The organism is Wenyingzhuangia sp. IMCC45467, from assembly GCF_054111205.1.
The window spans coordinates 1,206,811-1,220,779 of record NZ_CM134196.1; the positions used below are offsets into that span (position 1 = coordinate 1,206,811).

The following is a 13,969-nucleotide window of genomic DNA, read 5'->3' on the forward strand; positions in this document are numbered from 1 at the left end:
AAATGAAAAAAACATACTTATTATTAAAGCTGTTGCTGCTAATAGCATCAGTAAACTTTGCACAAACTAATGTCTCTGGGGGCATTACCACAAATACGACATGGGGTTTAGTTAATAGCCCTTATATAGTTACTAATGATATAGTTATTTTTGAAAATAAAACATTAACTATAGAGCCCGGAGTTACTGTTAAGTTCAATGATGGTGTACAGTTACGTGTGCAAGGTACCATTATAGCCAAAGGTAATCATTCCAACAAAATAAAATTTACATCAAATAGTCCTAGCCCCCAAAAAAAATCATGGAAAGAAATCAAAATTGAACTTAGAGCAAGATATATATTTGATTATACAACATTTGAATATGCTTATAGTGCCATACATACTAACCATGCAATTTCAAGTAGTATTAAAAATTCTATTTTTCAACATAATTACAATGGGATTGAAGCTGATTCGGGAGGACCTCAATGGGGCGTTACTATAGAAAATACTAAATTCATAAATAATGATAAGGGAATTGCTAATTATCATGATGAAGTAAACTTAAAAAATTGTGAATTTAAAAATAATCGAATAGGTGCAGAATTAACTGAAAGTAATGTCAACTCATGTATATTTGATGGAAATACAGACACAGGTTTATTCGCCAACTATACAAAATTAACAAACTCTACTTTTATAAATAATAAAGTAGCAATAGATAAAAATTTCTTATCAATTAGTTCATTTACTTCTGAGATGACTGGTAATACTATTAAGAATAATTCTACCGGAGTTAGAATAGGATATTTTGAAACTGGTATTAATGTTTCTAACAACACTATCTATAATAACTCTAAATTTGATGTTATAAACACAGGATCAAATGAAGCAGATTTTTCAAATAATTGTTGGGGGACAGAAGACCTTAATGAAATAGAGAATCATATTTATCATGGGATAGATGATATAAACTTTGGTCTAGTAAATTTTACATCACCAACTACAGGTTGCCCTGACTCAACAACTGATGCTGTTCCTATCTTACCTAATCAATCTGTTTCTACAGATGAGGATATTAAATTAAATATAGATCTTGAACCAACTGATCCAGATAGTGATCAATTTTCATATAAGATCGTTTCTTATCCTACCAATGGATATGTGTACATAAGAAATAATACCGCTACTTATACCCCTTTCCAAAACTTTAATGGTTCTGATAATTTTACTATTACTGCTAATGATGGACAATACACAAGTAACACAGCAAATATATCTATAACGGTTAATGCTGTTAATGATCCTCCAACCGCAAATAACGACTATATTAAAGTTGATGAAGGTGCAACAGTAACAACAACATATACGGGAGTCTCTGCTAATGCCACTACTCTACTTTACAACGATTCAGACACAGAAGGAGACCCGTTTACTGCTAGTATAGTTAGCGAACCAACACATGGATCATTAACATTAAATTCAGATGGAACTTTTTCTTACGAACATAACGGTTCTGAAACAACATCAGATAGATTTAGTTATAAAACAAATGATGGAGAATTTGATAGCAATGTTGCTTTTGTACATATTATAATTAACCCTATAAATAATAACTCACCCACAGACATTATCTTATCTAATCAATCTATTGAAGAAAATTCTTATCAACGATCCTTCGTTGGTTTACTTAGCAGTTCAGATATCGATTTACCATCAGACAATCACACTTTTGAATTTGTATCAGGAGTAGGAGATGATAATAATACTGATTTTTATATATATAATAATAACTACTTATACACTAGTAACTCTTTTGATTATGAAGAGCAAGAAAGTCTAACAATTCGTATTAAAACAACAGATGAAAATAATCAGTCTTTTGAAAGGTCTTTAGAAATTAATATAACAAACATTAATGATATTGATATAACTTATGACACTACGGGTTATTCTTCATGTGCAGGAAATTCAGGTACCGGAGAAATTAATATTACCCAAGTTAATGAGACTTCTGGTGATATTACATATAATTGGTCTGCAAGTAATGGAGGAGTAATTCCTTATGGTCAAGAAAACATTCCTAATTTAACAGAACTTGTTAGTGGAAGATATCATTTATCTATCACAGATGATTATCATACCTTCTATAAAAATTTTGAAATACTTTTAACTCCACAATACAATGATTTAAGTATTTGTTATGTATCTAGTGATGACTCCGAAGTCACAAAAAACAGAATTTACATAGATAATAAAGGAAGCTATAATGTTGCTTTTTATGAAATTTTAAGAGAAACAAATATTGCTAATGTTTACACTACAATTGGTACAATTCCCTCTAACGAAAATTCATTTTTAGATGAAACATCTAATAACATAACACAGTCATACAACTACAAGGTTAGGTCTATTAGTAATTGTGGAATTACTTCTTCAAACTCTAGTTTACACAAAACAATATTATTACAGAGTAGTGTTGCAGTAAATCAAACTGTAAACTTAAATTGGTCTCACTATGAAGGAACTGACGTTACAACTTATAATATATATAGAAAAACAAACCTAGAAGAATTTCAATTAATTGGTTCAGTCTCTTCTAATAGTAATTCATTTAATGACATTACAGCCGATGTTGCTAACAATACCTATGAGTATTATATTTCCGTTCAGGTTGATCCATGTTTTACAAATCAAACCAATGCTAAAATAAGTTTAAATACTACTGAAATAAAATCAAACCATCAAAGTTTAGGTCATTCACTATCATTTAACAATAATCTAGATTTAAATCATATATCTATTTACCCAAATCCTGCAAAATCAGAATTAAACATCGAATTAAACTCAGAGATAACGTTAGTAAAATCAGAAATCTATAATACATTGGGACAGGTTGTTATGGAAGCCAAAACCTCTACATTCTCTATAGAAAATATTCCTCCCTCAACGTACTTTATTAAAATTATTACTTCAAAAGGAGTTGGAATAAAAAGTTTTATAAAAAGATAAAAAGAGTAATTCTATTTTACATTTTCACAATTGTTCAGATTTTTAGAAATCTCAACTTCTAAAACAAAAAAGCTCCATTGCAAAATGGAGCTTTTTAAATATCTGTATAAACTTTTTCCTTTAAAAATTACTGTTTAATTACTTTTTTGGTAAACACCCCTTTATTAGTACTTATATTTAAAATATAAATTCCTTTTGAAAGCATTGAAATATCAATTGTTGATTGATGATTTACTTTTACTACCGCCCCATTAATACTGTATAGGTTTATTTCTTTAAAAACAATATCACTATTGGCATATACAACCAAAGTGTTTTGGTTCATTTCAATAGTAAGGTTATCATCAAAAACTCTTTCTTCTACACTTAAAGTTGTCATTTCATTAATAGTAGTAAAATCTTGCCAAAGAGTAGCTGACTCATAATCGGATTTGGCACCCTGAGGTACTGTTAAAACAGCGTTAGAATCAATATCAGTAAAAACACCAGCACCTGAACCAAAAACTACAGGTGTAGGGTTTTCTACAATAACTTCAGACAAACTAGAACAACCATAAAAGCAATAATCTAAAATACTTGTCACTCCACTTGGTAATGTTATGCTCTCTATTTTAGTACAAAAAGCAAAAGCTGCAAAACCTAAACTTGTCACCCCACTTGGTAAAGATATAGCTGTTAGACCTGTTTCAAAAAATGCTTGTTCACCAATAGTCGTAACACCACTTGGTAATGTAATTGATGTTAAACTTTCACATCCACTAAACAAATTATCACTAATTCCAGTAAGTCCTGCTGGTAAAATAATACTTGATAAGTCTGTACAATCTTCAAAAGCACTATCTCCAATAGTTGTTACACCATTTGAAATCGTAACACTTGTTAACTCTTCATTTTCATAAAAAGTATTTTTAGCAATTTTTGTAACACTATATGTTACAGATTCATTAATTACAGAACTTGGAATCGTAATGTCTCCTTCATATTTATTCTCCGAATCTAAAGGGACAACGCTTACTGTAGTACCATCAAAACTTAAATAACGAATTCCATTTGCGACAAAATACCTAGCCTCTGTAGAAGTAATGACAGAAAAATCACTCCATCCATCTGCACCTTCGTAAGCACTTACACTCCCGCTTGGAACTAATAAATAGGCTAAGCTAGAAATATCAGAAAAAACATCTTCTCCAATAGTAAATGGTGTTGCATTTTCAACCTGCACTTTTTCTAAATCTGAACATCCCTCAAAAGCACTATCACCAATAGTTGTAATACTATTTGGCAATGTAATTGTTGTTAAACTCTCACATCCACTAAATGTATTTTCAATAATTTCTGTAAGTCCAGCAGGTAAAGTAATACTTGCTAAAGAACTACAACCATTAAAAGCTTCTCTTTCAATACTTGTCACCCCACTAGGTATAGCAACACTTACTAAGTTACTACAACCTTCAAAAGTTTGATCTTTGATCTCAGTAACTCCATCTGGAATCACTACACTTGTTAGTGCTAAACATCCATAAAAAGCAGTAGAACCAAGTCTTGTAAAGCCTGCAGGCAATGTGAAATTAGTTAGTTTTTTACAACTTAAAAAACCATTTTGACCTATATATAAAAGTCCTGTAGGAAAAATAATGCTTGTTAACTCTTCATTTTGATAAAAAGCCGCATTACCAATTCCTGTAACTGTATAGGTTATAGCATTATAAACTACTGTATCAGGAATTGTAATAGCTCCTGTATATTTACCAGAGGATAGTGCAACTACTTCTACAGTGTTCGTATCAGTAGTATTATAACGTATTCCGTTTGATTCAAAATATTCAGCCTTAGCAAATGCAAAGGTCAATAAACATGTTAAAAGTAATTTTAATTTCATTTTTTTTAATTATTAGTTGACTACGCAAAAATAGAGTCCACTACATAATTTGATTAGCCCAATAAGATAAATCAATATACCAATAGGGTAAATTTCACAATACTTAAATAGTAAATCAACCAAAAAAAGGAATAGAGCTACAGCTCTATTCCTTTTTAATATTCAGTATTTTTATTGTTTTATAAAACGTATTTATCAAATTGATGTTTTAATATAATTACGATTTTAAAACACATTATTATTGTTAATACTCTTTATCCAATGGTACATCTGTTAAAGTTTTCATAAAAGCAATAATATCTTGTATTTCTTCATCCGATAAATCTAAATGATCAAAAGGTAAAGTTTGATATTCTTCGTGAATTCCAATTCCTTGCCCTCCTCCTTTGTTATAAAAATCCATCACTTCTTCTAAAGTATTGTAAACTCCGTTGTGCATGTATGGAGCTGTTAGAGCAATGTTTCTTATTGTTGGTGTTTTAAAAAAGTGTTTTCTTTCTTTAGTTTTAAAAATATCATATCGCCCATAATCACTACTAATTACAGCATTAATAGAATCATTATTTTCAGGAACTCCTAACAATTCTAATTCTGTATCGGTAAAATTTGGAGGAACCGTTCCGTTAAATAATGGAGGAAAATGACAAGTTGCACAAACCGCTTTTCCCATAAATAAGTTAAAACCTTTTTTTTCTGAAGCGGTTAAAGTATTTTCTTCACCCCTAATATTATTATCAAACTTAGAATCAAAACTATTTAAGGTTCTTATATATGATGCAATTGCATGTCTTATATTAAAATCTCTTCTTTTTGCACCATATAAAGAATCTAACATTTTCTTGTATTTAGGTGTTTTAACAACTCTATTTACAATAGAATCCATTGGTAAATTAAATTCATCATGATTATTAGCAACCCCTACAATTTGACCTTCTAGCCCACCTACACGAGCATCCATAAAAAAGGATTGTTGATAAGCTGCATAGGTAAGTGTGGGACTGTTTCTTTTTTGTTTATTACTGAAAGTTTTTTTACCATCTGTAAAAGCCAATTCCTTTACATGACAAGATGCACAAGCCAAATTGTTGTTTTTTGACAATATTTTATCGTTAAACAATAATTTACCAAATTCTTGTTTTTTCTTAATTTGTGTGGTGTCACTTTTGTAATCAGTAAAATAAGATACGTTAATAGCATTTTTACCAAAAAGAGAAGTCATATTGTTCGATAATGCCATCTCAAAAGGAAATTCAACTCCCCAATCTTTTTGAACCTCAACTAATAACTTTAATTGATAATCTGTATTGTTTTTAATAAAAGCATATCTATCAAAATTATTAAAGTCTCCATTTAAATCTTTAATTGATTTTTGAAACGAGGCAATCATTTTATCTTTTAAATCATCTGTTTTAAAAGAATCTTTATAAATCTCTATGATCTTTATTAAAGTATTATATGTGTATTGAGACTCCAATAGAGATTGTCCTAATACTGGAGAATCAAAACCCGTAATTCCTGTGGTAGCAATTCTAATAATTTGATTTCTTAATAACCAAATTGTATGATAATCTTTTAAACTTATACGTGTGTTTTTTTTAATTAGTTTTAACCTGTTTTTAGTAATAGAAACGGTGTTTTCTATTGCTAAACTATCTATTTCAGATTCGTGAAGCAATTCTTCAATTACCTGAAAACCAAAAGGATTTCTTATTTTAATATCGGTTAAATCTTCTTCTTGAACCTGTAAAATATTAGGAGCATTTAAAGATTTGTAATTATTTACATCAATAGATGCCAATATAGGCTCAATGTTTTTAAAATGTTCACGGGCATTTTTATATAGTAATATGTTATCTTCTATCTTTTTTGTAAGCGAAATAGCATCTAATATATTGATACAATCACTTAATTCTGAAATGTAAAAAGTCTCTATTTTTTTATTGATAGAAATAGGAGTTTCTTTACTGTTACAAGCCATTGTTGTTAAAAGCAAAAGACATATACCAAAAGTATATGCCTTAGCTTTCATAAATAATATGTTATTCATGATGTTCTTTAAAATTATCTTTCTAAACCTTTAATTAAGTAAAGCATAGAACCTTCTTTTGAATTTGATAAATTTGTGTTAGCCAATGGGTCTGTAAAAGAAGTTCCATCTGCAGGGTTCCATCCGTGATTTTGAGTAATTAATAAAAAGTTATTATCTCCATTATTAACCACATCTGTAACATCAATCATTCCTGTGATTTCCCATCTACTAGAGGTTGAACCATATCCTAAATTAGCCGCTCTATTTTGATCACATTCTAAAACTGTTTTAATAGCTCCTGTGTTAAGGTTATATTGATACAATTTTGCATAACCATAAACTGAAGTATCTAAATATCCATTAGGATCTTCTTGAATATATGCATAGTTTTCTGTTACCAGAATATTGTCTGGAGAGTGAAAACCATCTGCCTTACCTCCATCTTTATCACCATCTAACACACATGTAATTTTACAAGCTCCTGTAGGATCAGTATCGTTTAAAACAACTTTATATACTCTCCCTAAAGAAGTTCCTTTTCCTATTAAATCTGGCTTAATTCTACCTGTTACACAAAAGTATATTTCTCTTTGGTTTGCAGCAGAACCTCTTCTCCAATCTATATCTTCTAACCTAGCAAATCCCATTACTCCTTTTGTTTTAGCTTCTGTATCTAAAGCAGTAATTTCTTTTTCTGTCAACTCTACAAACTCAGCGTTGTATTCAGTTCCTTCTACCATATCCATTTCAAAATCAATACCTGCAGAAGTTACTTTTAAACCATATAGTTTACCACCTTCTAAATCACCTCTATCTCCAACATACATTCCTAATTGACCAGAAGGTACAATATCATTAGAATCATCATCTCCAATAAATACAACTGTTTTATCTGTATATGCATCTTTTCCAATTGGCACTGCATTTTCTGTAGACCATTGTCCCATAACAGTTAACAACTCTCCTGTACTAGCATCATCTACACTTTTTGATGGATCTGTTACAAACACTCCTTTTGAAGCACCACCCCATTCACCTCCTGACAAATACAAAGGTCCAAATCCGTGTTCTTCTTGAGTAATTAAAGTACCTGAACATTGAGCAGTTTCAGCAGTAGCAGTAGCATTTAAAATGTATTCTCCGTAATAGGGTCTTAAATTTTTATTTAACTGAATACGAGCAATAGCATAATCTGCTTCAATATTATTTATTAATGTAAATGTTTCATCTCCATTATCAATTAACCCTGCACCATCAGCCATAGATCCATAAACAAAATCTGGACTATTTGGAATTACATCTTCTGAGGTTAAAATAGGTGTGATTTTTAAATTAACAAAATCACTTGTTACTTTTAATAATGTTGGTGACTTTGAAGCAGTTAAATAAACGGATGCATCTGAACCATTTGCTCCATTGGTTCCGTTTGTACCATCTGTTCCGTTTACACCATCTTTTCCATTAACTCCATCTAAACCATCTTCTCCACAAGAAATTGCCAAAGCAGCAACAATAGCTAATGATGATAATTTTAATAATTTTTTCATTTTAAAATAATTTGTTTTGTTTTTTGATGTAGCAAACATAACAACCGTAGTACCTAAAACATGTAAGCTAAATTTTAAGAAAACCTACTATTTGTGTTAGTCCTATGTAAAGTTTGTTAAGAAATTTACAACTTATGCTATAGCTCTTTTTCTTAATCATTTATTTTAAAGGACTTACCATGTTAATATTGAGTAATACTCTTATTTAGATTGGCTATAAAGATTTATATTCATCAAATATTAAAACCATTTATGTAGAATTGCTATTAAAATTGGCATTAAACTAAAAACCTTAAATTAGCATATAACGGATAAATACCTAAAACTAGACTGCTATGGATACTTTTAAAAACTTAAAATCAATTCGTCAATTTATATTTGCAGGTATTTTACTATTTACTTTTGGTATTGGTTTTTCGCAAATCCCTGTAAAAACTCCTTCCTATTCTCTAGAGTTTATAAATGGTATGAGTTTACCAATGGGAGATTTTAAAAAATTTGCAGATACTGGATTTAATAGTGCCTTAATGATAAACAAACAATTCTGTGACAAACTATCCATAGGCTTAAATACAAATTATAACTCTTTACCTATTAAACGTAAATATGGCATTTCTAACAAAACGTGGAATGCTACCTCCATAAACATAGGGCCACAATATAATATTGGAGGTAAAAAATTCTCAGCAGGATTGTATGGAAGATTAGGGCTTTCTTTTGTTAACATTCCTGAAATTAATGACTTTTACCCTAATACTGATGCTGTAACAACTAACTTTGAAAAAACCAATACAACAAACTTAAATGCTCGAGTAGGAATAAATATTGTAATAAAAATATGTAATGGTTTGTCTTTTTACTTAGCCTCTGAATATTCTACAAACCTAAATGGAGATATTAATTATGGTACACGAGATCTGTCAAAAGCTGAAACCCCTACAGGTGATATAGATCCAGATTTAGCTAGCACAATACCTTTTAAAAACCAAACTTTTTCCTTTTCATCTCTTAATGTAAATTTTGGGATGCGTATAGATTTAAATAAAGGTCGTAAAGGTACAAGAGCTACTGATTACAATTCAAGCAGAAGTAATCGTTCTACAAGTATTATAAGTCCTGATGATAGTAACAACGATGATGAAAATAATCGCACTAGGGCAACTGATTACAATTCAAGTAGAAGCAATCGTTCTACGAGTATTATAAGTCCTGATGATAGTAACAACGATGATGAAAATAATGGCACTAGGGCGACTGATTACAATTCAAGTAGAAGCAATCGTTCTACAAGTATTATAAGTCCTGATGATAGTAACAACGATGATGAAAATAATGGCACTAGGGCGACTGATTACAATTCAAGCAGAAGTAATCGCTCTACAAGTATTATAAGTACTGATGATAGTAACAACGATGATGATGACACAAAAGCTACTGATTATAATTCAAGCAGAAGTAATAAATCTTATTAGCAATTAATTTCTTAAAAGCACTAATGAACAAAACCGAATTAAAAGAATTCTTAAACAATAAAGTAGAACAATATAACAATCGTGATTTTATAGAAAGTGATCCTGTACAAATACCACATTTGTTTACTAAAAAAGAAGATATTGAAATTGCTGGTTTTTTAGCTGCTACAATTTCATGGGGGAAACGCCCAATGATTATTAAAAACTGCTTGCAAATGATGGATTTACTAAACAACAATCCCTACGATTTTGTAATGCACCATACAAATGAGGATTTAGAAAAATTAGCAGATTTTAAACACAGAACTTTTAATGGTATTGATTTGCAATTTTTTATCACTTCTTTAAAAAACATATATACAAACCATAAAGGTTTAGAAAAATTATTTGCCAAAAACATTTCTAACAATTCTTTACAACCTGCCATACATGAGTTTAAAAAAGTGTTTTTTGAAATAGAGCACCCCATAAGAACAACCAAACATGTTTCAGATCCGTTAAAAGGTTCTGCTGCCAAACGTATTAATATGTTTTTACGTTGGATGGTAAGACAAGACAAACTCGGAGTTGATTTAGGAATATGGAAAAGTATTTCTCCTTCTTACCTATCGTGCCCTTTAGATGTACACACCGGAAACGTGGGTAGAAAATTAGGTTTTATTTCCCGCAAACAAAATGATGCAAAAGCCTTATTGGAATTAGATACCAATCTAAGAAAACTTGACAAAAAAGATCCTGTTAAATATGATTTTGCTCTTTTTGGTTTGGGAGTTTTTGAAGGTTTTTAAAATCTAAAGCACAATCATATTTATTAAATAAGTTCATATCTAAATTATATAAGATCATAAAAAACTATAATACTTGCTTATATTTATAGTTACCTAACTTAATTAATTATAAATATGGCACTTACTATTACTAAAAGAGCTCATCAAGCATGGGATAAAATGTCAGAAAAAGTAGCTACTTGGCTAGATATTATTATTTCAAACCTTCCTAATATTGCAATTGCCATAGTCGTTTTTTTCTTGGTAATTATAGCCTCTAAGCAAATTAGTAAAATCAGCTTAAAGCTATTACATAAAACCAACTTACAGCATTCTATGAAGAGTTTAATCTCTAAATTTATTGCTATTGTAGTTATTTTATTTGGTCTCTTTTTAGTGCTATCTATACTTAACTTAGACAAAGTATTAAATACCATTTTAGCGGGTGTTGGAGTTGCTGGTTTGGCCGTTGGTTTAGCCTTACAGGGTGTTCTTTCTAACACCTATTCTGGAATTGTGCTTTCTTATATAAAACAAGTTAAATATGGTGACTGGATTGAAACCAATGATTATGAAGGTGAAATTGTAGATATAGATTTAAGAGCCATTACTCTTAAACAAATAGACAACAACTTGGTTTATATTCCTAACAAACTAGTTGTGGAAACCCCTATTAAAAACTATTCTTCTACCGCTCAATCTAGGGTTATTTTAGTATGTGGTGTGGGGTATGAATCTGACCTAAGAATGGTAAAAGAATTAACTATAAATACCATTCTTAATAATTTTGATGTGGTTACCAATAAAAACGAAGTTCTATTTTTATGGAACGAATTTGGTGATAGCTCTATTAATTTTGAATTACGTTTTTGGATCAACTCAACCTCTGCACTAGAAGTAGCCAAAGCCAAAAGTGAAAGCATTATGCTTATTAAAGAAGCCTTTAAGCAAAACAACATCAACATTCCATTCCCTATTAGAACATTGGATCTCCCAAAAAACATTACAATTAATACTGTTAAAAACTCAAATGAATCATAATATTTTGAAAAGAGTTCATATGTAAACTATATGAGCTAAGTAACAACGTATACCTGGCTTATCTTTGTAATACACAGTTGTTAATCACTTTATAACAACTTATTTATGAACCCTAAAATTTATATTAAATGAATTATTTAAATCAAAATAACGAGAAATTAATACCTGTAGTAAGCGAGTTAAATGGTTTGTTAGCCGAATATCATATTTATTACCAAAAACTAAGAAATTTTCATTGGAACGTAGAAGGTAGAAGTTTTTTTGACTTACATGAAAAGTTTGAAGAAATGTATACTGATGCCAGAACTAAAATAGATGAAATTGCAGAACGTATTTTAACTTTAAGGCATCATCCGGTTAGTAGATATAGTGATTATTTAGAAATAGCTAAAATAGAGGAATCGGACACTTTGTTAGAAGATATTGAAATGGTTGAAACCTTATTAGCTGACCACGGAATTTTAATTTCTAAAATGTCACACATTATTAAAGTTTGTGAAAACGCCGAAGACGAAGGAACCATTGATTTAATTGGTGCTTATATTAGAGAACTTGAAAAAACAAGTTGGATGTTAAGTGCTTGGTCTAAAAAAAGTGTTAAAGAAAAAGAGATTGCCTAGACTTAAAACAAATAAGTCATGAATACCCTAAAAAAATTATAATGAAAATAAGAATTTCAAATATGGCCACAAAACAGGAATTGGTGGAATTCACAGGAATTCCATTAAAACACCCTGAGCTGTATAAAAAATCTTATATCATTACAGGTAAAGAAGAAACCATTATCCCTATTATAACCCAAGAAAACAGTAAAGAAATTTCATATGGAATTTGGGGATTATTACCAAAAAATTACAACGATGACTGGTTAGAGTTTCAAGATTTAGTAGATACACTAACCGTTAAAAGTGATGAGCTAAAAAACAACATTCTTATTGATAAGTTAGAAAATATTAATCGTTGTTTAATTTTAGTAACAGGATTTTTCACTACTTATTTAAGAGATGGTAAAACATATCAATATCATATAGTCGCTCAGAACCAAAAACCGTTTTACGTGGCAGGTTATTACAATAAGTTAAATGATGGTTTTTTAACGTTTACTTTATTGTTAACACATCAAAACGAGGCTATTAAAAAGTATCAAAACTTAACCAAATATATGCCCACTATTATAGATAGTGGATACAAAAACTTATGGTTATCCGATGATATAACCATAGATAATTTAGAGGGTTTTATACAGAAATCTTCCTCTTTACAATTGAATATAACTGAGGTTAAAAACTCTTTAGAATATTCTTAACATCATCAACAAAATAATTTATTAATTTTTAAATCAAAAAACATGAGTAACAACACAAATACAGCATTAGGAATTTTAGCAGGAGCAACAGTAGGAGCTGCCTTAGGAATATTATTTGCACCTGCAAAAGGTAGCAAAACAAGAAAAGCTATTAAAGAAAAAGTAACCGAAACAGGAGAAACTTTGGTAAATGAAGCAGAATCACTTAGAAACAGTGTTGCCGATAGTATTAGTACCAAAAAGGAAACTTTAGAGGAGCAAATTGAAGATATGGTATCTGCCGGAAGCCATAAAGCTGAAGACGTAATTACTTCTTTAGAAAAGCAACTTGAGATATTAAAAAAGAAGAATAAAACATTACAAAAATCATAATGAGTTTATTAAAAAACATAAATAAAACATCTAGACAAGTTGCCAAAAGCAGCGAAGACTATGTAAATGCTACTAAAGAGTATGTAGAGTTAAAAGCGTTTCAGCAATTGAGTATTGCTTTTACGCTACTCTTTAAAAGCATTATTATTGGTTCCCTATTGTTTGTGGCTTTTATTGTCTTAATTATAGAGGGTATTGTAGTATGTATTGATCTTTTTAACAGCTTACATTACGCATTACTTTTTATTGCTGGAGTTTTATTCTTAATTACTTTACTTGTATATATTTTTAGAAAACCACTAATTGAAAGTCGTGTTATTAAAATGATTTCTAAAACTTTTTTCTCTAAACCTTAAAACTCAATCAACATGAAAGATTATAAAAATTTAGCGGAAATAGATAAAGATTTAAAGGTATTACAGCTAAAGAGAAAAATTGCTTTAGAAGAATTAAAGTATGTTAAAAACAGTGCTATTAACAATTTTAATCCTTACAAATGGTTACAAGTATTTTTACTAAAAAAAGCTGGTGAATACGGTCTAAGTTTTTTATTCCGAAAATAG

The 13,969-nt window shown here is 29.8% G+C and carries 12 protein-coding genes; 9 read left to right on the forward strand and 3 right to left on the reverse strand.

Annotation, left to right across the window (positions count from 1 at the left end; all coding sequences use genetic code 11):
- Positions 1-2: 2 nt before the first annotated feature.
- Positions 3-2,993, forward strand: a complete 2,991-nt coding sequence (locus ACXGQT_RS05055) for an Ig-like domain-containing protein (RefSeq protein ID WP_457830314.1) — start codon at positions 3-5, stop codon at positions 2,991-2,993.
- A gap of 127 nt (positions 2,994-3,120) precedes the next feature.
- Here the strand turns inward: ACXGQT_RS05055 and ACXGQT_RS05060 are convergent, their stop codons facing one another.
- The 3 genes from ACXGQT_RS05060 to ACXGQT_RS05070 form a co-directional block, all read right to left on the reverse strand.
- Entirely contained in the window at positions 3,121-4,872 is a 1,752-nt protein-coding gene (locus ACXGQT_RS05060; RefSeq protein ID WP_457830315.1) for a leucine-rich repeat domain-containing protein, read from the reverse strand.
- A gap of 244 nt (positions 4,873-5,116) precedes the next feature.
- The gene (locus ACXGQT_RS05065; RefSeq protein ID WP_457830316.1) at positions 5,117-6,919 is read right to left on the reverse strand and encodes a cytochrome-c peroxidase; all 1,803 of its coding nucleotides are present in this window, start codon (positions 6,917-6,919) and stop codon (positions 5,117-5,119) included.
- 14 nt (positions 6,920-6,933) lie between these two features.
- Positions 6,934-8,448, reverse strand: a complete 1,515-nt coding sequence (locus ACXGQT_RS05070) for an alkaline phosphatase PhoX (RefSeq protein ID WP_457830317.1) — start codon at positions 8,446-8,448, stop codon at positions 6,934-6,936.
- A gap of 335 nt (positions 8,449-8,783) precedes the next feature.
- On the opposite strand from ACXGQT_RS05070, the gene ACXGQT_RS05075 reads away from it, so the two are divergent.
- The 8 genes from ACXGQT_RS05075 (at position 8,784) to ACXGQT_RS05110 (ending at position 13,969) form a co-directional block, all read left to right on the forward strand.
- Complete coding sequence (locus tag ACXGQT_RS05075; protein ID WP_457830318.1) at positions 8,784-9,920, forward strand: hypothetical protein; 1,137 nt, start codon at positions 8,784-8,786, stop codon at positions 9,918-9,920.
- A gap of 23 nt (positions 9,921-9,943) precedes the next feature.
- Positions 9,944-10,708 (forward strand): TIGR02757 family protein, encoded by a 765-nt coding sequence (locus tag ACXGQT_RS05080; protein ID WP_457830319.1) that lies wholly within the window; start codon positions 9,944-9,946, stop codon positions 10,706-10,708.
- Between the two features lie 114 nt (positions 10,709-10,822).
- Entirely contained in the window at positions 10,823-11,728 is a 906-nt protein-coding gene (locus ACXGQT_RS05085; RefSeq protein ID WP_457830320.1) for a mechanosensitive ion channel family protein, read from the forward strand.
- Between the two features lie 128 nt (positions 11,729-11,856).
- A complete protein-coding gene (locus ACXGQT_RS05090; protein ID WP_457830321.1) occupies positions 11,857-12,348 on the forward strand; it encodes a Dps family protein in 492 nt (163 codons plus the stop codon).
- 41 nt (positions 12,349-12,389) lie between these two features.
- Complete coding sequence (locus ACXGQT_RS05095) at positions 12,390-13,034, forward strand: SOS response-associated peptidase family protein (RefSeq protein ID WP_457830322.1); 645 nt, start codon at positions 12,390-12,392, stop codon at positions 13,032-13,034.
- Positions 13,035-13,076: 42 nt separating this feature from the next.
- Positions 13,077-13,406, forward strand: a complete 330-nt coding sequence (locus tag ACXGQT_RS05100; RefSeq protein ID WP_457830323.1) for a YtxH domain-containing protein — start codon at positions 13,077-13,079, stop codon at positions 13,404-13,406.
- A complete protein-coding gene (locus ACXGQT_RS05105; RefSeq protein ID WP_457830324.1) occupies positions 13,406-13,762 on the forward strand; it encodes a hypothetical protein in 357 nt (118 codons plus the stop codon). The genes ACXGQT_RS05100 and ACXGQT_RS05105 overlap by 1 nt, the downstream gene beginning before the upstream one ends.
- Before the next feature lie 12 nt (positions 13,763-13,774).
- Positions 13,775-13,969: a hypothetical protein gene (locus ACXGQT_RS05110; protein ID WP_457830325.1), complete on the forward strand. Its 195-nt coding sequence runs from the start codon at positions 13,775-13,777 to the stop codon at positions 13,967-13,969.

What these genes read in the sequence shown, in the direction of transcription:
- ACXGQT_RS05055 (WP_457830314.1), top strand. Translation starts at nt 3, where the DNA reads ATGAAAAAAACATACTTATTATTAAAGCTGTTGCTGCTAATAGCATCA.
- ACXGQT_RS05060 (WP_457830315.1), bottom strand. Translation starts at nt 4,872, where the DNA reads ATGAAATTAAAATTACTTTTAACATGTTTATTGACCTTTGCATTTGCT.
- ACXGQT_RS05065 (WP_457830316.1), bottom strand. Translation starts at nt 6,919, where the DNA reads ATGAATAACATATTATTTATGAAAGCTAAGGCATATACTTTTGGTATA.
- ACXGQT_RS05070 (WP_457830317.1), bottom strand. Translation starts at nt 8,448, where the DNA reads ATGAAAAAATTATTAAAATTATCATCATTAGCTATTGTTGCTGCTTTG.
- ACXGQT_RS05075 (WP_457830318.1), top strand. Translation starts at nt 8,784, where the DNA reads ATGGATACTTTTAAAAACTTAAAATCAATTCGTCAATTTATATTTGCA.
- ACXGQT_RS05080 (WP_457830319.1), top strand. Translation starts at nt 9,944, where the DNA reads ATGAACAAAACCGAATTAAAAGAATTCTTAAACAATAAAGTAGAACAA.
- ACXGQT_RS05085 (WP_457830320.1), top strand. Translation starts at nt 10,823, where the DNA reads ATGGCACTTACTATTACTAAAAGAGCTCATCAAGCATGGGATAAAATG.
- ACXGQT_RS05090 (WP_457830321.1), top strand. Translation starts at nt 11,857, where the DNA reads ATGAATTATTTAAATCAAAATAACGAGAAATTAATACCTGTAGTAAGC.
- ACXGQT_RS05095 (WP_457830322.1), top strand. Translation starts at nt 12,390, where the DNA reads ATGAAAATAAGAATTTCAAATATGGCCACAAAACAGGAATTGGTGGAA.
- ACXGQT_RS05100 (WP_457830323.1), top strand. Translation starts at nt 13,077, where the DNA reads ATGAGTAACAACACAAATACAGCATTAGGAATTTTAGCAGGAGCAACA.
- ACXGQT_RS05105 (WP_457830324.1), top strand. Translation starts at nt 13,406, where the DNA reads ATGAGTTTATTAAAAAACATAAATAAAACATCTAGACAAGTTGCCAAA.
- ACXGQT_RS05110 (WP_457830325.1), top strand. Translation starts at nt 13,775, where the DNA reads ATGAAAGATTATAAAAATTTAGCGGAAATAGATAAAGATTTAAAGGTA.